This is a genomic window from Streptomyces griseus (assembly GCF_900460065.1).
In the GTDB taxonomy this organism is placed as follows: Bacteria; Actinomycetota; Actinomycetes; order Streptomycetales; family Streptomycetaceae; genus Streptomyces; species Streptomyces griseus.
The window spans coordinates 441,372-468,055 of the sequence record NZ_UAVD01000028.1 but is presented as its reverse complement, the minus strand read 5'-3'; the positions used below and the strand labels follow the sequence as shown (position 1 = coordinate 468,055).

Annotated in this window: 22 protein-coding genes and 1 tRNA gene; 3 read left to right on the top strand and 20 right to left on the bottom strand. The window is 72.0% G+C overall.

Annotation, left to right across the window (positions count from 1 at the left end; genetic code table 11):
• Nucleotides 1-21: 21 nt before the first annotated feature.
• The 18 genes from atpE to DTB53_RS19775 form a co-directional block, all read right to left on the bottom strand.
• Nucleotides 22-258: an ATP synthase F0 subunit C gene (atpE, locus tag DTB53_RS19860; protein WP_003966254.1), complete on the bottom strand. Its 237-nt coding sequence runs from the start codon at nt 256-258 to the stop codon at nt 22-24.
• 94 nt (nt 259-352) lie between these two features.
• Nucleotides 353-1,180, bottom strand: a complete 828-nt coding sequence (atpB, locus tag DTB53_RS19855; protein WP_003966255.1) for a F0F1 ATP synthase subunit A — start codon at nt 1,178-1,180, stop codon at nt 353-355.
• Between the two features lie 200 nt (nt 1,181-1,380).
• Nucleotides 1,381-1,821, bottom strand: a complete 441-nt coding sequence (locus tag DTB53_RS19850; RefSeq protein ID WP_012379022.1) for a Cg1360 family ATP-synthase-associated protein — start codon at nt 1,819-1,821, stop codon at nt 1,381-1,383.
• A 267-nt stretch (nt 1,822-2,088) separates the two neighbouring features.
• Nucleotides 2,089-3,477, bottom strand: coding sequence for an MraY family glycosyltransferase (locus DTB53_RS19845; RefSeq protein WP_003966257.1), 1,389 nt, complete (start codon nt 3,475-3,477; stop codon nt 2,089-2,091).
• Between the two features lie 179 nt (nt 3,478-3,656).
• Nucleotides 3,657-4,937: a serine hydroxymethyltransferase gene (gene glyA, locus DTB53_RS19840; protein ID WP_012379024.1), complete on the bottom strand. Its 1,281-nt coding sequence runs from the start codon at nt 4,935-4,937 to the stop codon at nt 3,657-3,659.
• 151 nt (nt 4,938-5,088) lie between these two features.
• Nucleotides 5,089-5,730 carry an arsenate reductase/protein-tyrosine-phosphatase family protein gene (locus tag DTB53_RS19835; RefSeq protein ID WP_003966259.1) on the bottom strand — a complete coding sequence of 214 codons (642 nt, stop codon included), beginning with the start codon at nt 5,728-5,730 and terminating at the stop codon, nt 5,089-5,091.
• Nucleotides 5,727-6,374, bottom strand: coding sequence for an L-threonylcarbamoyladenylate synthase (locus DTB53_RS19830; protein ID WP_012379025.1), 648 nt, complete (start codon nt 6,372-6,374; stop codon nt 5,727-5,729). The genes DTB53_RS19835 and DTB53_RS19830 overlap by 4 nt, the downstream gene beginning before the upstream one ends.
• Nucleotides 6,375-6,426: 52 nt before the next feature.
• Nucleotides 6,427-7,272 carry a peptide chain release factor N(5)-glutamine methyltransferase gene (gene prmC / locus DTB53_RS19825; protein WP_003966261.1) on the bottom strand — a complete coding sequence of 282 codons (846 nt, stop codon included), beginning with the start codon at nt 7,270-7,272 and terminating at the stop codon, nt 6,427-6,429.
• 46 nt (nt 7,273-7,318) lie between these two features.
• Nucleotides 7,319-8,395: a peptide chain release factor 1 gene (gene prfA, locus DTB53_RS19820; RefSeq protein ID WP_003966262.1), complete on the bottom strand. Its 1,077-nt coding sequence runs from the start codon at nt 8,393-8,395 to the stop codon at nt 7,319-7,321.
• 156 nt (nt 8,396-8,551) lie between these two features.
• The gene (gene rpmE, locus DTB53_RS19815) at nt 8,552-8,776 is read right to left on the bottom strand and encodes a 50S ribosomal protein L31 (protein ID WP_003966263.1); all 225 of its coding nucleotides are present in this window, start codon (nt 8,774-8,776) and stop codon (nt 8,552-8,554) included.
• A gap of 162 nt (nt 8,777-8,938) precedes the next feature.
• The gene (locus tag DTB53_RS19810; RefSeq protein ID WP_012379026.1) at nt 8,939-10,042 is read right to left on the bottom strand and encodes an LCP family protein; all 1,104 of its coding nucleotides are present in this window, start codon (nt 10,040-10,042) and stop codon (nt 8,939-8,941) included.
• 556 nt (nt 10,043-10,598) lie between these two features.
• Complete coding sequence (gene rho, locus DTB53_RS19805) at nt 10,599-12,644, bottom strand: transcription termination factor Rho (RefSeq protein ID WP_003966266.1); 2,046 nt, start codon at nt 12,642-12,644, stop codon at nt 10,599-10,601.
• A 391-nt stretch (nt 12,645-13,035) separates the two neighbouring features.
• Nucleotides 13,036-13,953 (bottom strand): homoserine kinase, encoded by a 918-nt coding sequence (gene thrB / locus DTB53_RS19800; RefSeq protein ID WP_030702744.1) that lies wholly within the window; start codon nt 13,951-13,953, stop codon nt 13,036-13,038.
• Between the two features lie 400 nt (nt 13,954-14,353).
• Complete coding sequence (gene thrC / locus DTB53_RS19795; protein ID WP_012379028.1) at nt 14,354-15,424, bottom strand: threonine synthase; 1,071 nt, start codon at nt 15,422-15,424, stop codon at nt 14,354-14,356.
• 6 nt (nt 15,425-15,430) lie between these two features.
• Nucleotides 15,431-16,720 carry a homoserine dehydrogenase gene (locus tag DTB53_RS19790; protein WP_003966269.1) on the bottom strand — a complete coding sequence of 430 codons (1,290 nt, stop codon included), beginning with the start codon at nt 16,718-16,720 and terminating at the stop codon, nt 15,431-15,433.
• A 259-nt stretch (nt 16,721-16,979) separates the two neighbouring features.
• Complete coding sequence (gene lysA, locus DTB53_RS19785; RefSeq protein ID WP_003966270.1) at nt 16,980-18,371, bottom strand: diaminopimelate decarboxylase; 1,392 nt, start codon at nt 18,369-18,371, stop codon at nt 16,980-16,982.
• A 33-nt stretch (nt 18,372-18,404) separates the two neighbouring features.
• Complete coding sequence (gene nrtL / locus DTB53_RS19780; RefSeq protein ID WP_012379030.1) at nt 18,405-19,487, bottom strand: ArgS-related anticodon-binding protein NrtL; 1,083 nt, start codon at nt 19,485-19,487, stop codon at nt 18,405-18,407.
• 159 nt (nt 19,488-19,646) lie between these two features.
• Nucleotides 19,647-20,060 carry a response regulator gene (locus DTB53_RS19775; protein WP_030702746.1) on the bottom strand — a complete coding sequence of 138 codons (414 nt, stop codon included), beginning with the start codon at nt 20,058-20,060 and terminating at the stop codon, nt 19,647-19,649.
• Between the two features lie 212 nt (nt 20,061-20,272).
• On the opposite strand from DTB53_RS19775, the gene DTB53_RS19770 reads away from it, so the two are divergent.
• Both DTB53_RS19770 and DTB53_RS19765 read left to right on the top strand, forming a co-directional pair.
• Nucleotides 20,273-20,344, top strand: a tRNA-Arg gene (locus DTB53_RS19770).
• A gap of 355 nt (nt 20,345-20,699) precedes the next feature.
• Complete coding sequence (locus DTB53_RS19765; protein ID WP_042496107.1) at nt 20,700-22,523, top strand: AbeC-like domain-containing protein; 1,824 nt, start codon at nt 20,700-20,702, stop codon at nt 22,521-22,523.
• A 58-nt stretch (nt 22,524-22,581) separates the two neighbouring features.
• Here the strand turns inward: DTB53_RS19765 and DTB53_RS19760 are convergent, their stop codons facing one another.
• Together DTB53_RS19760 and DTB53_RS19755 are read right to left on the bottom strand one after the other, a co-directional pair.
• Entirely contained in the window at nt 22,582-23,145 is a 564-nt protein-coding gene (locus DTB53_RS19760; protein ID WP_012379033.1) for a hypothetical protein, read from the bottom strand.
• Between the two features lie 256 nt (nt 23,146-23,401).
• On the bottom strand, nt 23,402-23,725 hold the full coding sequence (locus tag DTB53_RS19755) for a hypothetical protein (protein WP_003966275.1): 324 nt from the start codon (nt 23,723-23,725) through the stop codon (nt 23,402-23,404).
• A 401-nt stretch (nt 23,726-24,126) separates the two neighbouring features.
• Here DTB53_RS19755 and DTB53_RS19750 point away from each other — a divergent pair, with 401 nt between their 5' ends.
• Complete coding sequence (locus DTB53_RS19750; RefSeq protein WP_003966276.1) at nt 24,127-26,367, top strand: ATP-binding protein; 2,241 nt, start codon at nt 24,127-24,129, stop codon at nt 26,365-26,367.
• Nucleotides 26,368-26,684 lie beyond the last annotated feature (317 nt).

Here is a 26,684-nt window from a genome sequence, read left to right as displayed (position 1 = left end):
AATGGGGCTACAGCCACAACGTCACTTGACGATGAACGGAACGACGAAGCCGATCAGGGCCAGGGCCTCGACGACGGCGAAGCCGAGCAGCATGTTCTGGCGGATGAGGCCGGCAGCCTCGGGCTGGCGGGCGATGGCCTGCACACCGTTACCGAAGATGATGCCGATGCCGATGCCGGGGCCGATCGCGGCGAGGCCGTAGCCGATGGTGCCGACGTTGCCGTTCACGGCCGCGAGGGTCTCGAAAGCAGCAGACATGTCTGTGGTTCCTTCTCTTGGTGGGTCCGGTGGAAATGGTCTCCGCACCGGGCGACTGGGGAGCTGAGGGCGGGAGCCGGGAGCCGGCAGGTCCTCAGTGGGCTTCTTCGAGCGCCTGGGAGAGGTACGTGGCGGTCAGCACGGTGAACACGTAGGCCTGAAGGGCCTGGATGAACATCTCGAACACGGTGATGACCAGCGTCATGATGAACGACGCGCCGGCGTAGACCGTGCCCAGGACCGTGCCGAGCATGTACCAGGTGGCGATCGTGAAGATCAGGATCAGGATGTGGCCCGCGAACATGTTCGCGAAGAGTCGGACAGCCAGCGTGAACGGGCGGACGATCACGTTGGAGATGAACTCCAGCGGCGTCAGCAGCACGTAGATCGGCTTGGGCAGACCGCTCGGGACGCAGAGGTTGCGGATGCCCCCGACGAATCCGTTCGACCGGAACGTCACCGTCATGTACGTGACCCAGACCACCAGCGCGAGGCCGACGGGGTAGGCGATGACGGAGCTGACCGGGAACTGGGCGAGCGGGATGAGGGCCCAGAGGTTCAGGATCCAGACGAAGAAGAACAGGGAGACCAGCAGCGGGACGAAGGGCTCGCCCTTCTTGCCGATGACCTCCTTGGCGATACCTCGGTGGACGAAGTCGTACAGCGCCTCGGCGACCATCTGCAGCTTGCCCGGGACGACCTTCGGCTTCGAGAAGCCGGCCCAGAAGAAGGCCAGGATCGCGAAGGTTCCGATGATCGCGAGCAACATGGGCTTGTTGAACTCGACAGACCCGACAGTGAAGAGCGGGTCGAAGATGAACGACCACACACTGGGAGCTTGGAACCCGCAGTCCTTGAACAGGTGGCAGTTCGTCTCGAAGGCGAGCGTCTGGGCGTCAGTCACCAAGAGCTCCTTCTGCATGGCGCATGGATGCGGCTACCTCGTTGTGTCGGAGCGGCGGGTGGCCGCAGGTCGGCACCGGACTGGTTCTTACGGTGAGGAGGCGGCGGCCGGGCCCGAAGCCTCGCGATGAATCAAGCGACCGCCTTGTTGCCCGCGCTCGCACTACCGCAACCGAGACCGGACGATAGCAGCACGTCGAACATGGCTTTATTCCGCCCCTACTCATCACGATCTCCCCCAGGGCCGCCCGGACGGTTCCGGGGGTCCGCGTCGGGGTCGACGTAAAGGGTCTTGCTCCGGGAGTGCAGTACGGCCTGCGTGGTGATCCACGTGATGACGGCCGCGACCAGCGAGAGGGCGAAGACCTGAAGATCGAAGAGCGAGGTGTTCCTGATGCTCAGGATGAAGATCAGCAGGAGCACGAGCTGAGCCGAGTAAATCATCAGCCCCATGCCCTGGAACAGGTGAGGCATGGTCTTGCCGACCCAGTTGAGCGCCAGCAGTCCGAGCGCCATGAAGACGATCACGACCACGCAGCCGACCGCGGCGCCGATCGCCCCCTCGCCGCCGGCGACAAGCCCGCCGACGAGCGTGGCGACGGCTCCCACCGCGGCGGTGGGGGTGGCGATGCGCAGTAGTTCGCGCATGTCGGACTGCATGGCGGCAGCTCCACTGGTCTGAGGGGAGGAATGGGGCGTCGTCATGGACGAGCGTAGGCCCGGTCCGCGAGGCGGATTTTCGGGCCAATGGACCGTCCTACAAGGGTCCTTCGGCTCCGTCACCGGGTCTCGTGAACGGTATCACAAACTATTTGATGAGGTCTTTACCTCAAAGGTGTGCCAACTGTCACACATGAGAGTTAATCCGCGCGTGTGTGCACGACAAGACAGTGCAATGTCTGGTAATGCACCACGACTTCCGAATCGTCAGCGTGAGGAGTCGATCGACCGGCGATCCGGGAACCGCGAACGAGCGCCGATCGCGGTAGCGCCGTTGACGCCGGACACCCCGACCGCCACGGGAGCCCGTTCGACGGCCTCCTCGTCCATCCCCGCGCCCGCCGCGCCCTGTTGGGCCCCGGAGGCCACGGGCACCGGTTCCTCCTCGTACGCGGCGGCCGGATCCTCCTCCGCCCCCCGGTGGCGGTAGCGCGGCGGCACGAAGCGGTTGGCCCAGTGCGGGGCGCGCGGGGTGAAGCGCGGCATCAGCAGCAGGACGAGACCCACCGCGCTGGCGCCGATGATGACGAACACGATCCACGAGGACGCCGAGTGCACCGAGTAACCGACGGCGCCGAAGGCGATGAGGGCCGACCAGAAGTACATGATCAGCACGGCCCGGCTGTGCGAGTGGCCGATCTCCAGCAGCCGGTGGTGCAGGTGGCCCCGGTCGGCGGCGAACGGCGACTGGCCGTTCCAGGTGCGACGGACGATGGCCAGGACCAGGTCGGCGGCCGGGATCGCGATGATCGTCAGCGGCAGCACCAGCGGGATGAAGACCGGGAGCAGCGCGTGGGTGGCCTCGCGCTCACTGCCCTCGAAGATCTTCATGAGGTCCGGGTCGACCTGGCCGGTGATCGAGATCGCGCCCGCCGCCAGCACCAGGCCGATGAGCATCGAGCCCGAGTCGCCCATGAAGATCCGCGCCGGGTGCATGTTGTGCGGCAGGAAGCCGAGGCACATCCCCATCAGGATCGCCGCGAACAGGGTCGCGGGGGCCGCGGCCTCGATCCCGTACCCCATCCAGAGGCGGTACGCGTACAGGAAGAACGCCGCCGACGCGATGCACACCATGCCCGCCGCGAGCCCGTCCAGGCCGTCCACGAAGTTGACCGCGTTGATCGTGATGACGACCAGCGCCACCGTGAGCAGCGTGCCCTGCCACTGGGTGAGGGCCACGGTGCCGACGCCGGGGATCGGCAGCCACAGGATCGTGAGCCCCTGGATGACCATGACGGCGGCGGCGATCATCTGGCCGCCGAGCTTGATCAGCGCGTCGATCTCGAACTTGTCGTCGAGGACGCCGATCAGCCAGATCAGGGCGGCGCCGGAGAGCAACGCCCTGGGCTCGTTGGAGAGTTCGAAGACGCCCTGGAGGTTGAACAGGTGGTCCGCGACGATCAGCCCCGCGCACAGTCCGCCGAACATGGCGATCCCGCCGAGCCGGGGTGTCGGCTCGCGGTGGACGTCACGCGCACGGATCGCGGGCATCGCCCCGACCGCGATGGCGAACTTACGCACCGGTCCGGTCAGCAGATAGGTCACCGCCGCCGTGACACAGAGCGTCAGCAGGTAATCACGCACGGGCTGCCCCACAGAACTCGCCGGTCATCCAAAAACCACACCCTAGTCTCTGAAACAAGGACTCCACGGTACGGATGATGGTTGCACAGGCTTCGGGTGCCCCGGATACGGCGGAGCGACCCGCTCCGGGCAGCGCGCGGTACGTGCCCCGGATGCGGCGGAGTGCCCCGCTCCGGGTGCCGCGAGGTCCGCTACCCCGGATACGGCGGATGGCGCGCGGCCAGCTCCCGGACCTCCGCCGCGACCGGGCTCACGTCGCCCGGCTCCCGCACGGCCGCCCCGAACAGGGCCGCGATCCGGGCCATGTCCCCGTCGTCCATCCCCTGCGTGGTGACGGCGGCCGTGCCCAGGCGGATGCCCCGGGCGTCCCCGTACGGCAGTGCGCAGGTGTCCAGGACCACACCCGCCGCAGCCAGCCGCTCCCGGGCGGTGCGGCCGTCGACGCCGAGCGGGGCCGGGTCCGCGACGACGATGTGGGTGTCCGTACCGCCCGTGGTGACCTCGAAGCCCTCCGCCTCCAGGCCGGCGGCGAGCACCCGGGCGTGGGCGACGACCCGGTGGGCGTAGAGCGTGTACGCGGGGGTGGCCGCCTCCCCGAACGCCACCGCCTTCGCCGCCACCGTGTGCATCTGCGCGCCGCCCTGGGTGAACGGGAACACCGCCCGGTCGATCCGCTCGGCCAGTTCCGCGCCGCACAGGATCATGCCGCCGCGCGGGCCGCGCAGCACCTTGTGCGTGGTGGCGCAGACCACATCCGCGTACGGGACCGGGTTCGGCGCCGCTCCCCCGGCGATCAGCCCCATCGGATGGGCGGCGTCCACGATCAGATACGCCCCGGCCTCGTCGGCGATCTCCCGGAACAGCGCGTAGTCGGGGTGGCGGGGATAGGAGATGGAGCCGCAGACGATCGCCTTGGGGCGGCGGGCGCGGGCCAGGGCGCGGAGCCGGGTGTAGTCGATCAGACCGGTCCCGGGGTCGACCCCGTAGCCGGCGAAGTCGAACCAGCGGCCGGAGAAGTTGCCCGGCGCCCCGTGGGTGAGGTGCCCCCCGTACGGGAGTCCCATCGCGAGGACCGTGTCACCGGGGCGCAGCAGCGCGGCGTAGGCGGCGAGGACGGCCGAGGAGCCCGAGTGCGGCTGGACGTTGGCGTGCTCGGCGCCGAAGAGGGCGGTGGCCCGGCGGACCGCGATGCGCTCGGCGGCGTCCGCGTGCTCGCAGCCGCCGTGGTGGCGGGCGCCCGGATACCCCTCGGCGTACTTGTTGCCGAGCGGGGAGCCGAGGGCCGCGAGGACCGCGGGCGACTGGAAGTTCTCGGCGGCGATCAGCTGGAGGGTGGCGGCCTGTCTGCCGGTCTCCGCCAGCAGCACTCCGGCGACCTCCGGGTCCTGGCGGAGGAGGGCGTCGAAGTCCTGGGGCAGGGCGTCGGGCGCGGGCGACACGGCTGCGGGTGCGGCGGGAGAGGTGACCGGCATGGGACGGCTCCGGGCCTGGAGGCGGGTGCGCCGGCGAGGGGTGCCGGTGCCAGCTCCAATGTAGGCCGCGGCCGGGCGCCGTGCCCGCTGTCGCGGGGTGCCGTACGCCGGTCGGCGCACCCGCCCCGGGCCCCGCGCGGACGGCTCCGCGTCAGTGCGGGGCGGCTACGCCGGTGAGCGCGGTGACGACCGGGTCGAGGGCCTGGTTGATCTCGTCGCCGATGGAGCGGAAGAAGGTGATGGGGGCGCCGTAGGGGTCGTAGACCTCGTCCGCCTCGGCGGTCGGGGCCAGCAGCCAGCCGCGCAGCGCGGCCGCGGCGCGGACCAGGGCGCGGGCGCGCTCGACGACGCCCTCGTCCCGGGGGTCGGGCAGGGTCGCCGGGTCTATGGCCCGTACCAGCCGGGTGAACTCCTTGAGCGTGAAGGTGCGCAGGCCCGCGGAGTGGCCCATGGAGATGACCTGCGCCCGGTGGTCGCGGGTGGCGGTGAGGACCAGGTCGGCGCGGATGACGTGCTCGTCCAGCAGCTCCCGGCCGACGAAGCCGGTGGCGTCCGCGCCGAAGTCGGCGAGGACGACCTCGGCGTTGGCCTCCATGGGCGCGCCCTCGTGGCCCCAGGTGCCGGCGCTCTCCACGATCAGGCCGCCGCTGAGCGGGTCGCCGAGGCGGTCCACCAGGGCGTGGCGGGTCAGCCGCTCGGTGATCGGTGAGCGGCAGACGTTGCCGGTGCTGACGTGGAGGATGCGGAAGGTGTCGGTCCGCCCCGCTATGCCACGCCCCTCGGGGGCGGTCAATTGGCCACCTCGAGGTCGGGGACCACCGTGCGCAGCTCCTCCGCGGAGAGGGCGCCGGCGCGCAGCAGGACCGGGGTGGCGCCGGTGACGTCGACGATCGAGGAGGGCACGATGCCGGGCGTCGGACCGCCGTCGAGGTAGACGGAGACGGAGTCGCCGAGCATGCCCTGGGCGGCGTCGCAGTCCTCGGGCGAGGGGTGTCCGGTGAGGTTGGCGCTGGAGACGGCCATCGGGCCGACCTCGGTGAGGAGCTCGATGGCGACCGGGTGCAGGGGCATCCGGATGGCGACGGTGCCGCGGGTGTCGCCGAGGTCCCACTGGAGGGAGGGCTGGTGCTTGGCGACGAGGGTGAGGGCGCCGGGCCAGAAGGCGTCGACGAGTTCCCAGGCCTCCTCGGAGAAGTCGGTGACCAGGCCGTGGAGCGTGTTCGGCGAGCCGATGAGGACGGGGGTGGGCATGTTGCGGCCCCGGCCCTTGGCGTCCAGCAGGTCCGCGACGGCCTCCGAGGTGAAGGCGTCCGCACCGATCCCGTACACGGTGTCGGTGGGCAGCACGACCAGTTCGCCCCGGCGGACGGCCGATGCGGCCTCGCGCAGGCCCGTGGCCCGGTCGGTGGCGTCGTTGCAGTCGTATCGCCGAGCCATCAGCCGGCCTCCTGGAGCGGGTGCGGGTACGGGTGGTGGTGCCGGGGGCCGGTCACGGCATGGCCTTGCGGGCGGTGGCGAACCGGGGCCGCTTGTTCAGGTCGGGGTGGTCGGCGGCATCCGCCCAGCCCCGCTCCTCGGTGAAGATCCACGGCACCTGGCCGCCCTGGGTGTCGGCGTGCTCGATGACGACGAGGCCGCCGGGGCGCAGCAGGCGGTGGGCGGTGCGTTCGATGCCGCGGATGGTGTCGAGGCCGTCCTCGCCGGAGAACAGGGCCATCTCCGGGTCGTGGTCGCGGGCCTCGGGGGCGACGTACTCCCACTCGGTGAGCGGGATGTACGGCGGGTTGGAGATGACCAGGTCGACCTGGCCGTCGAGCTCGGGAAGGGCGCTCAGAGCGTCTCCCCTGTGCACGGTGACCCTGGACCCCTCGGCGTTCTTCCGCGTCCACCTGAGGGCGTCCTCGGACAGCTCCACGGCGTGCACCCGGGAGCGGGGGACCTCCTGCGCCATGGCGAGCGCGATGGCGCCCGATCCGGTGCACAGGTCGACGACGACGGGCTCGACGACGTCCATCGCGCGCACCGCGTCTATGGCCCAGCCGACGACCGACTCGGTCTCCGGCCGGGGCACGAAGACGCCGGGCCCCACCTGGAGCTCCAGGTAGCGGAAGAAGGCGCGGCCGGTGATGTGCTGGAGGGGTTCGCGGGCCTCGCGGCGGGCGATCGTCTCCCAGTACCGGGCGTCGAAGTCGGTGTCGGGCACCGTGTGCAGCGCGCCCCGCTTCACCCCGTGGACGAAGGCCGCGAGCTCCTCGGCGTCGAATCGCGGTGAGGGGACACCGGCGTCGGCCAGCCGCTGGGTGGCCTGGGCCACCTCGGCGAGCAGCAGGTTCATCGCGGTTCTCCGTACGGGTTACGGGTGTGCGGGGCGGGCGGGACGCTTACGCGTTGGCGAGCTTGGCGGCGGAGTCGGCGTCGACGCAGGCCTGGATGACGGCGTCGAGCTCTCCGTCGAGGACCTGGTCCAAGTTGTACGCCTTGAAGCCGACGCGGTGGTCCGAGATGCGGTTTTCCGGGAAGTTGTACGTCCGGATCTTCTCGGAGCGGTCGACGGTGCGCACCTGGCTGCGGCGCACGTCGGAGGCCTCCTGCTCGGCGGCCTCCTGGGCGGCGGCCAGCAGCCGGGAGCGCAGGATGCGCATGGCCTGCTCCTTGTTCTGGAGCTGGCTCTTCTCGTTCTGGCAGGAGGCGACGACGCCGGTCGGCAGGTGGGTGATGCGGACGGCGGAGTCGGTCGTGTTGACGGACTGGCCGCCGGGGCCCGAGGAGCGGTAGACGTCGATGCGCAGGTCGTTGGCGTGGATCTCGACGTCGACCTCCTCGGCCTCGGGGGTGACGAGCACGCCCGCGGCGGAGGTGTGGATGCGGCCCTGGGACTCGGTGGAGGGCACGCGCTGCACGCGGTGCACGCCGCCCTCGTACTTCATCCGGGCCCAGACGCCCTGGCCGGGCTCGGTGGCGCCGTTGCCGCCCTTGGTCTTCACGGCGACCTGGACGTCCTTGTAGCCGCCGAGCTCGGACTCGGTGGAGTCGATGATCTCGGTCTTCCAGCCGACGCGCTCGGCGTAGCGCAGGTACATGCGCAGCAGATCGCCGGCGAACAGGGCGGACTCGTCGCCGCCCGCGCCCGCCTTGATCTCCAGGAGCACGTCCTTGTCGTCGCTGGGGTCGCGCGGGACGAGGAGCAGGCGGAGCTTCTCGGTGATCTCCTCGCGCTGCTTCTCCAGCTCCTTGACCTCGGCGGCGAAGTCGGGGTCGTCCGCGGCGAACTCGCGGGCGGTCTCGATGTCCTCGCCGGTCTGCTTCCAGGCCCGGTACGTGGAGACGATCGGGGTCAGCTCCGCGTAACGCTTGTTCAGCTTGCGCGCGTTGGCCTGGTCGGCGTGGACCGACGGATCGGCGAGCTTCTTCTCGAGACCGGTGTGTTCACCGATCAGTTCCTCGACCGCCTCGAACATGCGGGGGCTCCTGGTTGGTCTGAGTTCTGCGGGCCTGCTGGAGGGCGTATGCCCGGTGGGGTGTGCGGCGGGGGGCTCCCCCGGGCACCCGACCGGAAAAAACGCCGGTTCCGACGCCCCCGGGAAGAGGGCGCCAGGAACCGGCGCAGTGGCTCGCTACTTGCTGGCGGAGCCGGCAGCCTTGCCGAAGCGGGCCTCGAAGCGGGCCACGCGGCCGCCGGTGTCGAGGATCTTCTGCTTGCCCGTGTAGAACGGGTGGCACTCGGAGCAGACGTCGGCACGGATGGTGCCGTTGTCGATGGTGCTCCGGGTGGTGAACGACGCACCGCAGGTGCAGCTGACCTGCGTCTCGACGTACTCGGGGTGGATGTCGCGCTTCAAGGTGTCTCCTAGTTTCGGGAGGGCGCCGGGTCGTCCGCGCGGATTGCGCGGCCGTGAACCGGGGCCGACGTACCAGTCTGCCAGGACCGGCCGTATCTCCCAAAACCGGGGGCGGGGCGCGGGTATTCCCGCGACCGGCCGCGCACGGGGGGTGACCGGTGGCTACTCGACGACCTTCGCGGCGTCGCCCTTGTCGCCGGCCGACTTCTCGGTGGCGGAGGCGGGGATCGGCCGGTCGTGCTCGAGGGCGGCCCAGACCTGCCGGCCGGCCTTCTCCTGCGGCAGGACCCGGTTCGGGTCGGCGGGGTCGTACTCCACGGGCAGGGTCACCATGTGGACGTTCTCGGCGTTCAGCCCCTTGAGGCCGTTCGCGAACCCGGTGAGCTTCTTGACGGAGCCGAGCCCGGAGTCGGTGGTGACGGCCTTGGTGGCGGCGTCGGCGAGTCCGTAGAGCCTGCTGGGGCTGGTGAACACCCCGACGTCCTTCGCCTGTTCCATCAGCGCCTTGATGAACGCCTGCTGGAGCTGGATGCGGCCGAGGTCGCTGCCGTCGCCGACGCTCTTGCGGGTACGGACGAGGCCGAGGGACTCCTCGCCGTTCAGGGTGTGGGTGCCGGGCTCCAGGTCGAGGTGGCTCTTGGAGTCGTCGATCGCGGTCCTCGTGGTGATCTCCACGCCGCCGAGCTCGTCGATGAGCTCCTTGAAGCCGGTGAAGTCGACTTCCAGGTAGTGGTCCATGCGGATGCCGGACATGGACTCGACGGTCTTGACCGCGCAGGCGGGCCCGCCGACCTCGTAGGCGGTGTTGAACATCGCCCGCTGCTCGGCGCCGACGTCCTCGCCCGTCGTGTCACTGACGCAGGCGGGGCGCTCTATCAGGGTGTCGCGCGGTATCGAGACGACGCTCGCGGACTTGTGGCCCTTGTCGACGTGCACGACCATCGCCGTGTCCGAGCGGGCCGCGCCCTCGTCCTCGCCGTACGTCCCGTTGTCGCCGGAGCGCGAGTCGGAGCCCAGCACCAGGATGTCCTGGGAGCCGTCGTCCACGTCGTCGGGTCGGTCGGTGCCGAGCTTGGCGTCGATGTCGACGCTCGCGAGGTTGCCGTCGAGCGCCAGGTACGCGTATCCGAGGCCTGCCCCGCCGACGACCACGACGCCCGCCACCGTCCAGGCCGCGACGACCTTGGCGCGGTGCCTGCGGGACGGCTTCCGGCGTCGGCTGCCGGTGCCGCGTATGCGGCCGGTGCTCCTGCTCTGCTCGCTCACGCGTCTCCCTCGTCACTCCTGTGGCCCGTCTGCCCCCTGCCGTGGTGTTCCACGCGCGGTCGGCCTCCCCTGGTGGGACGGCCGAAGCAGCAAGAAGGGTTGCACACGCGCCTGTGGCCCCCGTCGGAGGACGGGGGCCACAGGACGTACGGGGGAACGGGCCGTGAGGCGGCGTTCACCTGGGGTTTCGTGCCCGGTACAGCGAGATGTCGGGCGGCCCGGGGACCGGGGCCGGTGTGGCCAAGGTCTCGGGCCGCCCGGTGTGCCCGCGGTCGACCGGACCGGCCGGAGGGTCGAAGCACCTCCCGCCGGTGCTGGCCCTCGGCCCGGGTCCGAACGAGGGTGCGCCCCCGCGCCCCGTGGACGACCGCGCGGCCGCCCCCCTCGTGAGGCGCATCGCCCGATGTCCTTACCGCGTCGGGGAGTTGAGCCTGCGGTACGTCAATGCGGAGGAGGGAGTCACCCCGTCTGCCGCCGTTGACCGCACAACGCGAAAACGCCCTCGTCACCGGAGTGACGGGGCGCTTTCGCGGAACGGCGGAACGGCCGAAGAACGTCAGTCGTTGCCGTTTCCGCTGCCCGGCGTCGTCTTCTGGATCTGGAGCAGGAACTCCGCGTTGGACTGGGTCTTCTTCATCCGGTCCAGGAGGAGTTCGATCGCCTGCTGCTGGTCGAGCGCGTGCAGCACCCGGCGCAGCTTCCAGACCACCGCCAGCTCGTCGGTGCCGAGCAGGATCTCCTCCTTGCGGGTGGAGGACGCGTCGACGTCCACCGCCGGGAAGATGCGCTTGTCCGAGAGCTTCCGGTCGAGCTTGAGCTCCATGTTGCCGGTGCCCTTGAACTCCTCGAAGATCACCTCGTCCATGCGCGAGCCGGTCTCGACGAGCGCGGTGGCGAGGATGGTCAGCGAGCCGCCGTCCTCGATGTTGCGCGCGGCGCCGAAGAAGCGCTTCGGGGGGTAGAGCGCGGTCGAGTCGACACCACCGGAGAGGATGCGGCCGGAGGCCGGCGCCGCGAGGTTGTACGCGCGGCCCAGACGGGTGATCGAGTCGAGCAGGACGACCACGTCGTGGCCCAGCTCGACGAGGCGCTTGGCGCGCTCGATGGCCAGCTCGGCGACGGTGGTGTGGTCCTCGGCGGGACGGTCGAAGGTCGAGGAGATGACCTCGCCCTTCACCGACCGCTGCATGTCGGTGACCTCTTCCGGACGCTCGTCGACCAGGACGACCATCAGGTGGCACTCGGGGCTGTTGACCGTGATCGCGTTGGCGATGGCCTGCAGGATCATGGTCTTACCGGTCTTCGGCGGGGCCACGATGAGGCCGCGCTGCCCCTTGCCGATCGGGGCCACCAGGTCGATGATCCGCGTCGTCAGGACGTTGGAGTCGGTCTCCAGGCGGAGCCGGTCCTGCGGGTAGAGCGGGGTCAGCTTCTGGAACTCGGGGCGGCCGCGGCCGGACTCCGGGGCCATGCCGTTGACCGAGTCGAGGCGGACCAGCGCGTTGAACTTCTCGCGCCGCTCGCCGTCCTTGGGCTGGCGCACCGCACCGGTGACGTGGTCGCCCTTGCGCAGGCCGTTCTTGCGGACCTGGGCGAGCGAGACGTACACGTCGTTCGGGCCCGGCAGGTAGCCGGAGGTCCGGATGAACGCGTAGTTGTCGAGGATGTCCAGGATGCCCGCGACGGGGATCAGGACGTCGTCGTCGGCCACCTGCACGTCGCTCGCGAAGTCGTCGCGGCCACGACGGCCACGGCGGTCGCGGTAACGTCCGCGACGGCCGCGACGGCCGCCCGCCTCGTCGTCGAAGTCGTCCTGCGGGCCGTTGTCACGGTTCTGGCCGCCCTGTCCCTGGCCGCCGCCGCCCTGGCCCTGGCGCTGCGAGCGCTGCCCGCCGCCGCCCTGCTGGCCCTGGTCGTCGCCCTTGCCGCGGCGGTCGCGCTGACGCTCGCGACGCTCACCGCGGTCGCCCCGCTCGCCGCGGCCCTGACGGTCGCCACGACGGCCCTCGGCCGCGTCGGCGGCGTTCTCGGCCTTGGCGTCGCCCTTCGGCTCGCCCCGCTCCTCGGTCTTCTGCTCGGCCTGGGGCTCCGCCTTGGCCTTGACCTCGGTCTTCGCCTCGGTCTTGGTGTCGGGGCTGCCCGCCTGCGCGGTCGCGCGACGGCGACGACGCTCGCCCGCGGGCTGGTCGTCGCTGGCCGGCTGACCGGGGATGTCGATCTGCTGCTGGGCCGGGTCCTTCTCGGCTGCGGCAGCGGCGGCCTCGTCCCCGGTGCGCGCCTTCGAGGTCGCGCGGCGCTTCGGCTTGCTCTCCGCCTCGGCGGGGGCCTCTGCGGCCTTGGAGGAGGCCTTGGGGGCGGCGGATCCGCCACCCGCCTGCGCCTCCTTGATGACCTCGATCAGCTGGCTCTTGCGCATCCGCGCGGTGCCCCTGATGCCGAGGCCGGACGCGACCTGCTGCAGCTCGGCCAGGACCATGCCCTCGAGGCCGGTGCCGGAGCGGCGGCGCCGTGCGGTGGTGCCAGTGGCAGCACCTTCGGCGGGCGCGGCGCTGTCGACGCTCTTGTCGGCAGTCACGCCCATCAGATCGGTGGTGTCGCTCACGAAGGGTCCTTCCCTGGAGCGGACGTCGGCCTTCTGGCTCGGCGACCGGTTGTGCTGTCCGACTGCGGTCTGTTGATCTTGCTGGATCGCGGACCTTGCCGGGGCGGTGGTCCGCCGGGTGTACGGCGGAGAGATGAACGTGCGGGGTCCGGCGCGAGATCCCCCTGCTCGGCCCACTCCTGGACGAGCGAGGGGTGTCGTGCCGGTTCCGGAGCGTGCTCGAAACTGCTCAGGCAGGCTGCTCAGGCAGTTGGGGAGGCTCCCGGAAGAATGGTGGTCCCGGAGGGGGACACGAAGCAACGCGCCTCAAAGACGTCGGTTGCAGACTTGAGGTTAACACTACCGGCTCCAACAAACATTCCCCCTCTCGCTCACCGGTAATCACATGCGGTTACGCGGCCAGCGGCAGCACACTGGCGCCCGTCGCGTCGAGGGCCAGCCGGTTCGCCGCCCAGCCCTCCCCCGCCAGCCGGGCGACCTTGTCGGCCGAGCCCTCCTCCGTCAGCGCGAGGACCGTGGGTCCCGCGCCGGAGATCACCGCGGGCACGCCGTCGGCGCGCAGGCGGTTGACCAGTTCCACGCTCTCCGGCATGGCCGGGCCCCGGTACTCCTGGTGGATCCGGTCCTCGGTGGCGGCGAGCAGCAGCTCGGGGCGGCGGGTCAGGGCCTCGACGAGCAGGGCCGCCCGGCCGGCGTTGAGGGCCGCGTCGACGTGCGGGACGGTGCGCGGGAGCAGGCCGCGCGCCGTCTCCGTGAGCACCGGGCGCCCCGGTACGAAGACCACCGGGACGACGGATTCCGCGGGGTCCATCCGGATCGCCCGGGCCGCGCCGCCGTCCGTCCAGGCGAGGGTGAAGCCGCCGAGCAGGCAGGCCGCGACGTTGTCGGGGTGCCCCTCGATCTCGGTCGCCAGCTCCAGCAGGGCCGCGTCGTCGAGGCGGGCGTCGCCCCCGGTCGTCACGGCGCGGGCGGCGACGATTCCGGCGCAGATGGCGGCGGACGAGGAGCCGAGGCCGCGGCCGTGCGGGATGCGGTTGGCGCAGACGATCTCCAGTCCGCGGGGCTGGCCGCCGAGCAGGTCGAACGCGGTGCGCAGGGAGCGCACGAGCAGGTGGCTCTCGTCGCGGGGCAGCGTGTCACTGCCCTCACCTGCGATGTCGATGTGCAGCCCGGAGTCGGCGACCCGGACGACGACGTCGTCGTACAGCCCCAGCGAGAGGCCCAGGGCGTCGAAACCCGGCCCCAGGTTGGCGCTGGTTGCGGGGACGCGCACCCTGACGGCGGCGGCTCGGAACGCGGGACCGGCCATCGGTCGGACCACTCCTTGTAAGGCGGCGGGGATGCAGTGCGGGTGGCTCTGCGGCGGCGGGGCGTGGGGGCGGTGCTGTGGGGCGGGGGTGATCGGCGGGGGTCATGGCGGTGGGGGTCGCGGCTGCGCGGAGGGCTCCGGGACGGTCCGGAATCCGGCGGCCGGCCCGACGGCCACGACGGGGACCGCAGGCGTGGCGGTCCGGCGGGCGGATGCCGGGCGGATGGGGTACAGCTTATCGAAGGAAGGTTCTGTGGCGACATAGGGCGCACAGGAGGCGCACGATGCGTGTCGCCCGCCTCCCATGCGCTCTCCGCCCCGGAAAGGGGCTGGTTGAGCGGGTTGTCGCGGTTTCCCGGGCCGGCCGCGGCGCGTGGCGACGGCCGGCCCGGGGAACGGATCAGGCCAGACCGAGCTTCTCGGCGGCGGCGGCCGCGTCGACGGGGACGGTGACCGGCTGCGGTGCGCCCGCGACGGCCCAGTCGGGGTCCTTGAGGCCGTTTCCGGTGACCGTGCAGACGATGCGCTGGCCGGGGTCGACCTTGCCCTCCTCGGCGGCCTTGAGCAGGCCGGCGACGGATGCGGCCGAGGCGGGCTCCACGAAGACGCCCTCCTGGGAGGCCAACAGCCGGTACGCGGACAGGATCTGCCGGTCCGTCACCTCGTCGATGAAGCCGCCCGACTCGTCGCGCGCGGCCAGCGCGTAGTTCCAGGAGGCCGGGTTGCCGATGCGGATCGCGGTGGCGATGGTCGACGGGTCCTTGACGACCTCGCCGCGCACGATGGGCGCGGAGCCGGAGGCCTGGAATCCCCACATGCGCGGGGAACGGGTCGAGACGCCGTCCCCGGCGTACTCGGTGTACCCCTTCCAGTACGCGGTGATGTTGCCCGCGTTGCCGACCGGCAGGACGTGGATGTCGGGGGCGTCGCCGAGCGCGTCGACGATCTCGAACGCGGCGGTCTTCTGGCCCTCGATACGGACCGGATTGACCGAATTGACCAGCGCCACCGGGTAGTTGTCCGAGAGCGAGCGGGCCAGGGTCAGGCAGTCGTCGAAGTTGCCGTCGACCTGGAGGATCCTGGCGCCGTGCACGAGGGCCTGGCCCATCTTGCCGAGCGCGATCTTGCCCTGCGGTACGAGGACGGCGCAGACCATCCCCGCGCGCACCGCGTACGCCGCGGCGGAGGCCGACGTGTTGCCGGTGGAGGCGCAGATGACGGCCTTCGCGCCCTCCTCCTTGGCCCGGGTGATGGCCATGGTCATGCCGCGGTCCTTGAACGAACCGGTGGGGTTGGCGCCCTCGACCTTGAGGTGCACCTCGCAGCCCGTGCGCTCGGAGAGGACCTGCGCCGGTACGAGCGGCGTACCGCCCTCACGAAGCGTGACGACCGGTGTCGTCGCCGTGACCGGAAGCCGGTCCCGGTACTCCTCGATGATGCCGCGCCACTGGTGGGTGCCCTTGCTGGTCATGGGTCCTTACTCCCCTTCAACACGCATGATGCTGGCGACACCGCGCACGGTGTCGAGCTTGCGCAGCGCTTCGACGGTCCCGGAGAGGGCGGCGTCGGGCGCGCGGTGGGTGACGACGACGAGGGACGCCTCGCCGTCCTTTCCCTGCTGGCGGACGGTATCGATCGATACCCCCTGCTCGGCGAAGACCGTCGCGACCTGGGCGAGCACGCCCGGCTTGTCGGCCACGTCGAGGCTGATGTGGTAGCGCGTGACGACCTCGCCCATGGGGCTGACCGGCAGGCGCGTGTAGGCGGACTCACCGGGTCCGGTGGACTCGCCCAGTTTGTTGCGGCAGACCGCCACGAGGTCGCCGAGGACGGCGGAGGCGGTCGGCGAGCCGCCGGCGCCGGGCCCGTAGAACATGAGCTGTCCGGCGGCCTCGGCCTCCACGAACACCGCGTTGTACGCCTCGCGGACCGAGGCCAGCGGGTGGCTGAGCGGGATCATCGCGGGGTGGACGCGGGCGGTGACCGAGGCCCCGTCGGCGGCGCGCTCGCAGATCGCCAGCAGCTTGACGGTGCAGCCCATCCGGCGCGCGGACGCGATGTCGGCGGCGGTGACCTCGGTGATGCCCTCGCGGTGCACGTCACCGATCTTCACGCGGGTGTGGAAGGCGATCCCGGCGAGGATCGCGGCCTTCGCCGCGGCGTCGAAGCCCTCGACGTCGGCGGTCGGGTCGGCCTCGGCGTACCCGAGGGCGGTGGCCTCGTCGAGCGCCTCGGAGTAGCCGGCCCCGCTGGTGTCCATCTTGTCGAGGATGAAGTTGGTCGTGCCGTTGACGATGCCGAGCACCCGGTTGACCTTGTCCCCGGCGAGCGACTCGCGCAGCGGTCGCACCAGTGGGATGGCCCCGGCGACGGCGGCCTCGTAGTACAGGTCGCGGCCGTACTTCTCGGCGGCGGCGTGCAGGGCCGCGCCGTCCTCGGCGAGCAGCGCCTTGTTGGCGGAGACGACGCTCGCGCCGTTCTCGAAGGCCGTGGTGATGAGTGACCGGGCGGGCTCGATGCCGCCGATGACCTCGATGGCGACGTCGATGTCGCCGCGCCGCACGAGCGCGGTCGCGTCGGTGGTGATCAGTGCGGGGTCGATGCCCTCACGCACCTTCGAGGGGCGGCGGACGGCCACGCCAGCGAGCTCGACGGGCGCGCCGATGCGCGCCGCGAGGTCGTCGGCGTGCGTCGTCATGATGCGCGCCACCTCTGAGCCGACCACACCACAGCCCAGCAGCGCCACCTTCAGCGGACGCGTACGCATCATCCGACCTCGTTTCTCATACCTAGACCCTCCGGCGGTCGGGGGGCGGGGGCGCGGTGCCGGCCACGCGCGTCCGCGGCGACGTCGTCAATCACCATGGCTCCGCCATGCCTCGATTCTCCGCCTCGCAGCCGCACGCACCCGGGACCGCTCCTTCTCCCACCCTCCCATCGCCGGAGGGTCGTGCTCATTGGGGACCAGTCTCACTCACCGGACGGGAGTTTCTGACCCCTGTCCGGATCCTGAGATGACTATTTCATCAGCCGACATCGAGACGCAGGAGATCTTCCTCCGTCTCGCGCCGGACGATGACACGCGCCTCTCCGTCGCGGACCGCGACGACCGGCGGGCGCAGGGCGTGGTTGTAGTTGCTCGCCATCGAGCGGCAGTACGCGCCGGTGGCGGGGACCGCGATCAGGTCGCCGGGCGCCAGGTCGGCGGGGAGGAACGCGTCCTTGACCACGATGTCGCCGCTCTCGCAGTGCTTGCCGACGACCCGGACCAGCATCGGCTCGGCGTCCGAGGTCCGGGAGACGAGCGCGACGCTGTACTCGGCGTCGTACAGCGCGGTGCGGATGTTGTCGGACATGCCGCCGTCGACGCTGACGTACGTGCGCAGCCCCTCAAGGGGCTTGATCGTGCCGACCTCGTACAGCGTGAACGCGGTGGGTCCGACGATGGCGCGCCCGGGCTCGACGGAGATCCGGGGGGTGCGCAGCTTCGCGGCCTCGCACTCCCGCGTGACGATGTCGCTGAGCGCCTTGGCGATCTCGTGCGGTTCGCGGGGGTCGTCCTCGGAGGTGTACGCGATGCCGAGGCCGCCGCCGAGGTCGATCTCGGGCAGTTCGACGCCGTGCTCGTCGCGGATCTCGGCGAGCAGCTGCACCACGCGCCGGGCGGACACCTCGAAGCCGGCCATGTCGAAGATCTGCGAGCCGATGTGGGAGTGGACACCGATGAGGTCGAGGCCGTCGAGCGAGAGCGCGCGGCGGACGGCCTCGGCGGCCTGCCCGTCGGCGAGCGCGATGCCGAACTTCTGGTCCTCGTGGGCGGTGGCGATGAACTCGTGGGTGTGGGCCTCGACGCCGACGGTGACGCGGATCTGCACGCGCTGGCGCACCCCGTGGCGCTGGGCGATGTGGGCGACGCGGACGATCTCCTGGAAGGAGTCGAGCACGATCCGCCCGACGCCGGCCTCCACGGCGCGCTCGATCTCGGCGACGGTCTTGTTGTTGCCGTGGAAGGCGATGCGCTCGGCGGGCATACCGGCGTCGAGCGCGGTGGTCAGCTCCCCGCCGGAGCACACGTCGAGGTTGAGCCCCTCTTCCTTGAGCCAGCGCACGACGGCGCGGGAGAGGAAGGCCTTCCCGGCGTAGAAGACGTCGGCGTCCGGGCCGAAGGCATCGGACCAGGCGCGGCAGCGGGCCCGGAAGTCGCTCTCGTCGAGGAAGTAGGCGGGGGTGCCGAACTCCTCCGCGAGCCGGGCGACGGTCATCCCGCCGACGGTGAGGGCGCCGTCCGCGTCGCGGGTGACGGTACGCGACCAGACCTTCTCGTCGAGGAGGTTGAGGTCGGCGGCGGGCGCGGAGTAGTGCCCCTCGTGGAGGACGTCGGCGTGACGGGGGCCTGCGGGATGTGCGGAGCGGCTCATCGTGTTCGTTCTCTCGGGTCTCTTCTGATCGCGTCAGAGGTGTTCGGGCGCACGGATACCGAGCAGGGACAGGCCGCCTGCCAGCACCGTCCCGGCGGCTTCGGCGAGAGCCAGCCGGGCGCGGTGGGCGGCCGAGGGTTTCTCGTCACCGGCGGGCAGGGACGGGCAGGAGTCGTGGAAGTCGAAGAACGCGTGCGCGACGGCTTCCAGCTGCCGGGCGACCCGGTCGGGCGCGCGGTGACGAGCTGCTGCGAGCAGGACGCCGGGGTGGTCGGCGATGAGGTCGGTCAGGGGGCGGGCGGCCTCGTCGTACGGGGCGGGGCTTTCGCCGTACGGGGCTGCGTCGGCGGTGAAGCCGAGGGCGGTGGCACCTCGGGTGAGGGCGCGGGCCCTGGCGTGGGCGTAACGGACCCGGAAGAGGGGGTTGGCCTCGCCCTGGACGAGCAGTTCGGGGCCGAGGGCGGCACGGTCGTGTCCGGCGGCCCGCAGGAGTCCCCAGCGGGCCGCGTCGGGCCCGAGCCGCTCCAGCAGCTCCCCCGCGGTGGCCCCGGCAGGGACGGGGCGGATCTCGGCGAGCGGTGTGGGGGGTGTCCCGTACGCGTCGACGGTGACGCCGAGGCGGGCCCAGTCAGGGTCGGGCGCCTGTTCGCAGGTGGTCCGGCCCCGGGCGCCCTGGGCGACGAGGAGCCGGAACACGGCCTGGGCGGTGACGGCGGCGCGGACCTCCCGCGCGTGGTGGAGCTGGTGGATCTCGCCCCCGAGAGCGCCCCCGTGCCCGTACCCGAGACCCTGTTCCCGTACCGCGCCGAGCACGGCCCGGTCGCCCACGGCCGGGGCGTCGAGGGTGAAACTCAGGAACCCCGGCCCGGTGATCTCGACCCGTCCGACGCCTGGCTCGGCGGCGACGCGTTCGCGCAGGATGCGGGCGATCTCCAGGGCGGGCAGCCCGGCCGGCCGGGCGAGCTGGAGCGCGACGGCGCAGGCGTAGTCGCCGCTGCCGCCGGGCCGGGACCTCTCCACCCGCACGCGCGCGGGCACGGGCGCGCGCAAGGCATCCTCGTCGACCGCGCGGCGCACGGCGTGCAGCACGGTCCGGGAGAGGTCGGCGGGGGTCACGGGTCAAGCGTAGGTGAGAGAGGGGGGCACTTCGCGACCCCGTTTCGCCATCCGGTCGGTCCGGCCCCGCCCGACGGCCTCTTGACGCCTGTCCCCATCCCGGCCGACCGGCCCCGGCGGCACCGCCCCGGCCGGTCCGGACCCCGTTCGCCGCCCCGGTCAGCCGGTGGCGCTCCCCGCCCGCCCGGCACCGCGCCGGCCGTCCAGCGAGGGCTCCTCCTCCCCCGTCACCAGCCGCCGCATGATCCGCACCAGCTCGCTCGGCTCGAACGGCTTCGCCAGGAACGCGTCGACTCCGGCCGCCACACCCGCGTCGACCTCGTAGGGCGTACAGGCGCTGATGACGGCGATGGGAAGGCGGCGGGTGCGGGGGTCGGAGCGCAGCCGGGTGGCGGTCTCCAGACCGTCCAGCCGGGGCATCACGACGTCGAGGGTGATCGCGTCGGGACGGACCCGCTCGACCAGGTCCAGGCACTCGACACCATCGGCCGCGGTCACGACCTCGAAGCCCTCCAGCTCGAGATTGACCCTGATCAGCTGCCGGATGACCTTGTTGTCGTCGACAACAAGCACGCGGCCGTACGCCCCTGACACCCTTCGAGAGTAGGTCGGCCGGAGGTGCGGCGTCCGGGTTTTGTCCACTTCCGCCCCGGACGGGTGGCCATCGCTTCCGCGCCCGCCCGGGCGGGGACGGAAGCGCGGCGTCGGCACGGCGGAATACCTGTTCACGGACACCCTGCGGGAGCTGGTAGTGTTTCACCCGTCGCAGAGCAACACCGCGATACGCCCCCGTAGCTCAGGGGATAGAGCATCGGCCTCCGGAGCCGGGTGCGCAGGTTCGAATCCTGCCGGGGGCACCGTGATTCAGGTGCCATTCAGGCCCTCTGATCAGGCATTTCGCCGGATCGGGGGGCCTGTTCTCATGGGCTCCTCCCGGAGCTTCTCCCCGGGGCTCCTCCCGGAGCTTCTCGTGGGGCTCCTCATGGGCGGCCGGAGAACGGCCATCGGCCACGGCGCCCGAGGCGCGTCCGGAGTCCCGACGGTGACGGTCGGGCCGATGCACGCGTCGGCGTCGGGCGGAGTCCGAGGGCACGCGTGCGGGCCGTCCGCGACACGGCGGGGTGTCTGCTTCTCATCGGTCCCGGACGCCCCCGCCCTAGACTCGAAGCACTGAACTGACCTATTTCGCAAGGCTTTTCGGTGAGGAGCACTTTGAGCACCAACCACGTGCCACCGCGGCCCCGGCAGGCGCCGGCAAACGCCGCACGGCCGCCGTCCACCGCTCCGCGGGTGAGCGAGGCGACCCGCCTTCTCTGCACGGGAACCTATCTGGACGCCGGGTACCGCGATCAGGTGATCGACGAGCTGTATCTGAGCCAAGAGCGGGTGGTGGCACCTTCGTTCGGGTTCGACGCCGCCCGCGTGCTGGCTCACGCGCTGCGTGCCCGGCGGGTCGAGCTGGCCTGGGCGGTCGCGGTCGTCCTGCTCATGGTGATCGGCGCGACGGTCTCCCTCTGGTTGCTGGTGCTCGTGGTTCCCGGTCTGCTGATGACGATCGGCAAGGCGATCAGGGCCAACGCCGGCGCCTCGCCGGGCTATCGGCGCCTGCCGTTGTTCCTCATGCGCTGGATCGGGCGGCTGCTCCTGGCCTATCTGGTGGTCTACAGCGTGGCCCAGGGGCTGGGAAAGGTTCCACAACCGGAGGCCGGGGCCGGGAGGCCGACCGGCGTCGAGGCCGGGAGCACCCCGGGCGTCGACACCGGGAGCACCCCGGGCGTCGACACCGGAACCACACAGGGCACCGACGCCGAAACCACGTCCGACGACGACTCCGTCCCGCTCGCCGTGCTGAACGCGGTGACCCCCGACATCCGGCCGTGGAAGGCGTGGGTCTCGCTCGGCGTGCTGCTGGCGCTGGGGGCGTGCGTCGCCGGGCAGGAGCTGCACTTCGTGCGCGTGCTGCGCGGCGAACTGTCCCGGCGGGGCTTCGCGAGCACGGCCGTCGACCGGGCCGAGCGGTTCCAGGGACGCCGTTTCCTCCGGGTCACCCGCCGCATCCGGCTCGAACAGCACTCCCCGCTGGTGATGTACCACGAGGCACACCCCTTCTGCGGCGCCGGCACCGCCCAGGACCCCTGGGTCCTGGCGGTCGAACTGCGGCCGAACGGAACGAGGGAGAGGCGGCCCCTCGGCAACGCGACGGTCCTCGCCGCGATGCGCCCCTTCATCGAGCAGCTGCGCGAGGTGGCGGAGTCCGTCGAGGGGGGTGGCCAGGCCGTACGGGACCGACTGCGTCATCTGCGGATCGACGAGTGCGTGCTGCTGCCGATGGAAGGCCTGCAACACCGTGAGGAGACCCCGTACGACCGGGCCTCCTTCGAGGCGCACCGGGCGCGGGCCGTGGAGGAAGGCGGGGAGAAGCGGCGGCACTTCCTGCGGGTCAGCGTGGACGGCTGGGAGGAGGGGCTGGTCGTCACGGTCTTCGTACGCGTCCACACGCAGGGCCGGATGCTGATGCTGGAGATCGCCCCGCACGCGCTCCTGCCGGTTCGGGCCGACTTCAAGGACGCCGACCATCTCGCCTATCGCTTCGCCGATATGAACGCCTTCGGCAGGACCGTGCACATCTTCACCCTGGTGGCCGGGGCGCCAGGACAGTCCCTGATGACGCTCGGCCGCCACCTCGTACGCGGCTGGCGCCGGCTCACCGGTGAGGCCGACGGCGCCGGGACCGACGGTCCCGCCCTGTCGGTCCGCGAACTCGCCTCCGAGCCCGTCGGGTCGCTCTTCCACCGCATGGACGTCGACCGCTACCTGAAAAGCGTCCAGGACCGCATCGCCTACGGGGTGAAGGAAGCGCTGTCCGAAGCCGGTTACCAAACCGGGGAATTCGCGCAGAAGGTCGTCTACATCACCAACGGCGGCGTCAACATCGACGCGGTCGTGGACAGCACTTTCGCCATCGGCGCCGACGCCCGGGCGACGACGAGCGGTGCGCGGACGCTGCCGCGGAAGGGGCCCGACGCACCCCGGTGAGCGGCCCTGGCCCCGGGGCGACCGGATCGGTTCAGGTCGCCCGCCCGGGGTGGCGGGGTCAGTACCTGCCGTCGACCGGGATCCAGCCGGACCAGCCCTCGGGCTGGTAGAACTTGCCGGTGTCGCCGTCGTAGCGCAGGGCGCGCAGACGTACGTTCCCGCTCTCGCGGTAGTCCTTGTCGCAGGTCGCCCAGGTGTTCACGCCGAGCCTGTTGACGCAGACCGCTTCGGCGCGCCCGTAGTCGGTGTAGATCCCGATGGCGGCGGACATGCCGTCCTTCTTCGTGTCGCCCGCCCAGACGACGTCGCCGTTGTACTGGAAACACCCGGTGGAACCGAAGGCGGAGGTCGAGCCCACGCAGGTGTTGGCCGGCGGCGCGGCCTTGGCGGAGACCACCGCGCCCGGCGCTCCCGCCGTCTCCGTCCCTTCCACCGGGAAGGGGATCTCCGTGCCGGGCTCCGGGGTGACGCCTTCGACGATGCTCACGTCGGCGGGCAGCTGCACTTCCAGGGGTGCCGCGGGGGCGTCGTCGGCCTGCGCCGGCGTGGCGGTGACGGCCGAGAGGGCGAGCGCCGACGCTCCGGCGAGCACGCTCAGCTTCGCGCGCCAGTTTTCACGCATACTTCACAACCCCCGCGCCTGACCTCTGTGACGAGATCATTCCTTACCCATGGTGAACAGAGTGTGAGACTAAGAGATCGCTGTGACGGATGGAAGGGGCTTCTGTGACGCGAGTGCCCCCGGTGCCTCAGCGATCCGGGCCGGGCGCGCGCGGTCGGTCGCGCGGGCGGTGCGGACACGCCGCAGGGGGCGGGCACACACCGGTGTGTGCCCGCCCCCTGCGGCGGCTCGCTCTCACCCGTTCACGGGCGGGGTCTCACGGCAGGGTGGGCGGCTCGGCGGCCCGCTCCCCCTCGGTGGACTCCGCGAACGAGGGGTCGACGGCGCAGTCCGCCGGGATCTCGGCGACGGAGGTGGCGCACTTCTCGGGACCGGGCACGCTCTGGCCGTTCAGCTCGGGCGGGGCCGCCTGACGCTTTCCGGTCTCGACGCTCTCCGCGAGCCCCTCCACGGACGCCGGCCCGGTGCGGGAGGTGGTGCGTTCGGCGTCCGCCGCGTCCGGCGAGGACGAACAGGCCGCCGCGCCCGCCGCGGCGCACAGGACGAGCGCGGCCGAGGCCGCGGCGGTACGAAGTCGCATGAGGATCCCCCCTACACGGATGCCCGGGCGCCCGGATCATCAGTCGATCCACGGTCCCACACCGTGCGGTGCGGAGGGCGGAGAACCTGTGAAGAGGCCGGGCCGGAACCCGTGCCCCGCACGGCCGCCCGCCCGTCCGAACACGCGCGGCGCGAGTCGAACTACGTTGCCACAAAAGGTGGTCGGGAAGACGGAGAACATCCGAACGGACCGGACAGGCACAGAGCGCGCGTACCGTCACGTCTGGGTACGTAAATACCAGGGGCATATGCCAGCGGCATCGCGTGCTCGGAAGCGCACTCGGTCCGGCCGGAGCCGATAGCCGTGGGGCCGGGTATCGAGCGCCTGTACGGAAAGGATGTCTGGTGGAAGCTGGTACTCGGCTGTCCGGAGGGGGACGCATGCGGGGGCACGAGCACAGCACGAATGCCAACGAACTGAGCGGCACGGTCCACGGCTTCGTGGTGCAGACGGGAAGTGTGCACGGCGGGATCCATGTCTCCGGGGGCGGGGCGCGTGAGGTGGTGCCGCCGCCCTGGCAGTTACCGCCCTCGGTCCGGATCACCGACCGCACGGACGAGATCCGCGCCCTGGAGGCGCACCGGGACCGGGCCACGGAGGACGGGCATCCCACGCTGGCGGCGGTGAGCGGGCTGGGAGGGGTGGGGAAGACCGCGGTCGCGCTGGCCTGGCTGCACACCCTGCGCCCGCACTTTCCCGGCGGCCAGCTGTACGCCGACCTCGGCGCGCAGGCGCCGGACGGCCCCGCCGACCCCGGCGAGGTCGTGGCCCGGTTCCTGCGGGCGCTGGGTGTTCCGAGCGGCCAGGTGCCTCCGACGCTGGGTGAACGGGTCGCGCTCTACCGGTCGTTGACGGCCGACCGGCAGCTCGTGGTGCTCCTGGACGACGCGGCGACCGCGGCGCAGGTACGGCCGCTGCTGCCGGCGGGACAGAGCGTGACCGCGGTGACCAGCCGCCGGAGGATGCCGGGGCTGAGCCTCGACGGGGGGCATGTGATCCATCTGGAGCCCCTCTCCCCCGAGGCGGCGGTCGAACTCCTCGAAGCGACCCTCGCCGACGGCCGGGTCGCCGCCCAGCCCGAGGAGGCGCGGGCCCTCGTCGCGCTCTGCGCGGGGCTGCCGCTCGCGGTGCGCATCGCCGGGGCGCGGCTGGCGGCCCGCCCGAAGCAGGGCATCACCGCGATGGTCCGGGCCCTGTCCGAGGAGCACGAACGGCTGGAGGCACTGGCGATAGAGGGCGACCACGACGTGCGGGCGGCGCTGGACCTCTCCTACCAGGGCCTGCCGCCCAGGGCGGCCCGCCTCTACCGGCTGCTGGGGCTCCACCCCGGCAGGGAGTTCGGCGCCCCGGTGGCGCGGACGCTGCTGGGCGGGGACGCCGCCGAGGCGCTCGACGCGTTGCACGACGCGAATCTGCTCGTCGACGTCGCCGAGGCGTCGGGGGGCGAGCGTTACCGGTTCCACGATCTGGTGCGGCTGCACGCCGCCGAACGGGCCGCTCAGGACGAGAGCGGCGACGAACGGGCCGCCGCGTTGCTGCGCGTCGGCCGCCACTACCTCGCCGCCGCCGGCCGGGCCGAGGAGATCATCGAGCCCGGACGCGTCGGTCCGGAACGGGATTTCGGGCGGGGCGTGGCAGCGGAGTCCGTCGCGGAGGAGGACTTCGGTCCCGTCGGCGGACAGACGGCCGCGGAAGCGGCACTGGACTGGCTGGAGCGGGAGCTGCCCAACCTGATGGCGGTGGTCCGTCTCGCGCGCCCGATGGGCGCTCCGGAGCTCGCCTGGCAGCTGACCGACGCGCTGTGGCCGCTGTTCCCGCGCCGCAAGCTGTACCGCGAGTGGATCGAGGCGCACCGGGAGGGGCTGCTGGCCGCCGAGGAGGCGGGGAACGGTGAGGCCTCCTGCCGGATGCTGACCTCGGGCGCCCTGGGGATGCTGGCCACCGGCGAACACGCCGAGGGGCTGGCCATGTTCGAGCGGGCCGCCGCCGCCTTCCTGGAGCGCGGCGACGCCCTCGGGCACGCCAGGACGTTGAACTACCGGGGGCTGGCCCACCAGCGGCTCGGGCAGCGGGACCGCGCGGCCGAGTTCTTCGCCCGCGCGGCAGCGGAGCTGCCCGCCCACGGCGATCTCCGGGCCGGTGCGCTGGCCCGGTTCAATCTGGCCGACATCGCCCTGGCCCAGGAGCGGTACGAGACCGCCGCCGTCGAGGCCGAGGCCGCCCGCCTCACGCTGGAGGCGGCCGGCGACACGTACAACGCGGCGCGTGCCGCCGGCCTGACCGGCCGGGCCTGCGTGGGCCTCGGCCGGCTGGAGCGGGCCGAGGCGGAGCTGTCGACCGCGCTGTCCGCCTTGCGGGCGGAGGCGGCCGGCTTCGAGACCGCCCATGTGCTCGGAGGCCTGGCCCGGCTCTCCGAGCGGCGCGGGCAACCGTGGCAGGCCCGGCAGTACTACCGGGAGGCGGTGTCCCTGTACGGCTCCGTCGGCCGGTCGCGGTCGGCGGAGGCCGTCGGGGCGGCGGCCCGGCTCGGCGCGCTGGAGTCGCCGGGGACGGCGGACTCCCCGCCCGCGCCCCCGGCGCCGGACCCGTCCGGGGACGATCGGCGCGGGTCCGGCGCGTAGTCGCGTACGGTCCTGACGACCTGTACGGCGGCCGGGTCGAACGCGGCCGGGTCCAGGCCCGCCACCAGCCAGACGTGGGCGACCGAGGCCCATACCGCCCAGGGCTGCACCGGCCCTCCGGGCCCGCGGACGAGCAGCCCTGGCCGGCCGCCCAGCCGCAGCCAGCAGCGCGGGCCCCGGTAGACGGCGACGACCAGGGCGCCGGGGTGGCAGTCGGCGAGTTCGGCGGCGTAGCCGAGGGGGCTCCCGTACGGCGGCCACGCCCCCGACGGGACCTCGGCCACCAGGACGTCCGCCAGGAGCGGCATCGGATGCGC

Bases quoted from the DNA above. Each gene is read 5' to 3' on its own strand.
- atpE (WP_003966254.1), bottom strand. From the start codon at position 258: ATGTCTGCTGCTTTCGAGACCCTCGCGGCCGTGAACGGCAACGTCGGC.
- atpB (WP_003966255.1), bottom strand. From the start codon at position 1,180: ATGCAGAAGGAGCTCTTGGTGACTGACGCCCAGACGCTCGCCTTCGAG.
- DTB53_RS19850 (WP_012379022.1), bottom strand. From the start codon at position 1,821: ATGCAGTCCGACATGCGCGAACTACTGCGCATCGCCACCCCCACCGCC.
- glyA (WP_012379024.1), bottom strand. From the start codon at position 4,937: ATGCCGGTCACCTCTCCCGCCGCACCCGCAGCCGTGTCGCCCGCGCCC.
- DTB53_RS19830 (WP_012379025.1), bottom strand. From the start codon at position 6,374: ATGGCTCGGCGATACGACTGCAACGACGCCACCGACCGGGCCACGGGC.
- prmC (WP_003966261.1), bottom strand. From the start codon at position 7,272: ATGAACCTGCTGCTCGCCGAGGTGGCCCAGGCCACCCAGCGGCTGGCC.
- prfA (WP_003966262.1), bottom strand. From the start codon at position 8,395: ATGTTCGAGGCGGTCGAGGAACTGATCGGTGAACACACCGGTCTCGAG.
- thrB (WP_030702744.1), bottom strand. From the start codon at position 13,953: ATGGCCGGTCCCGCGTTCCGAGCCGCCGCCGTCAGGGTGCGCGTCCCC.
- thrC (WP_012379028.1), bottom strand. From the start codon at position 15,424: ATGACCAGCAAGGGCACCCACCAGTGGCGCGGCATCATCGAGGAGTAC.
- DTB53_RS19790 (WP_003966269.1), bottom strand. From the start codon at position 16,720: ATGCGTACGCGTCCGCTGAAGGTGGCGCTGCTGGGCTGTGGTGTGGTC.
- lysA (WP_003966270.1), bottom strand. From the start codon at position 18,371: ATGAGCCGCTCCGCACATCCCGCAGGCCCCCGTCACGCCGACGTCCTC.
- DTB53_RS19760 (WP_012379033.1), bottom strand. From the start codon at position 23,145: ATGCGTGAAAACTGGCGCGCGAAGCTGAGCGTGCTCGCCGGAGCGTCG.
- DTB53_RS19755 (WP_003966275.1), bottom strand. From the start codon at position 23,725: ATGCGACTTCGTACCGCCGCGGCCTCGGCCGCGCTCGTCCTGTGCGCC.
- DTB53_RS19750 (WP_003966276.1), top strand. From the start codon at position 24,127: ATGCGGGGGCACGAGCACAGCACGAATGCCAACGAACTGAGCGGCACG.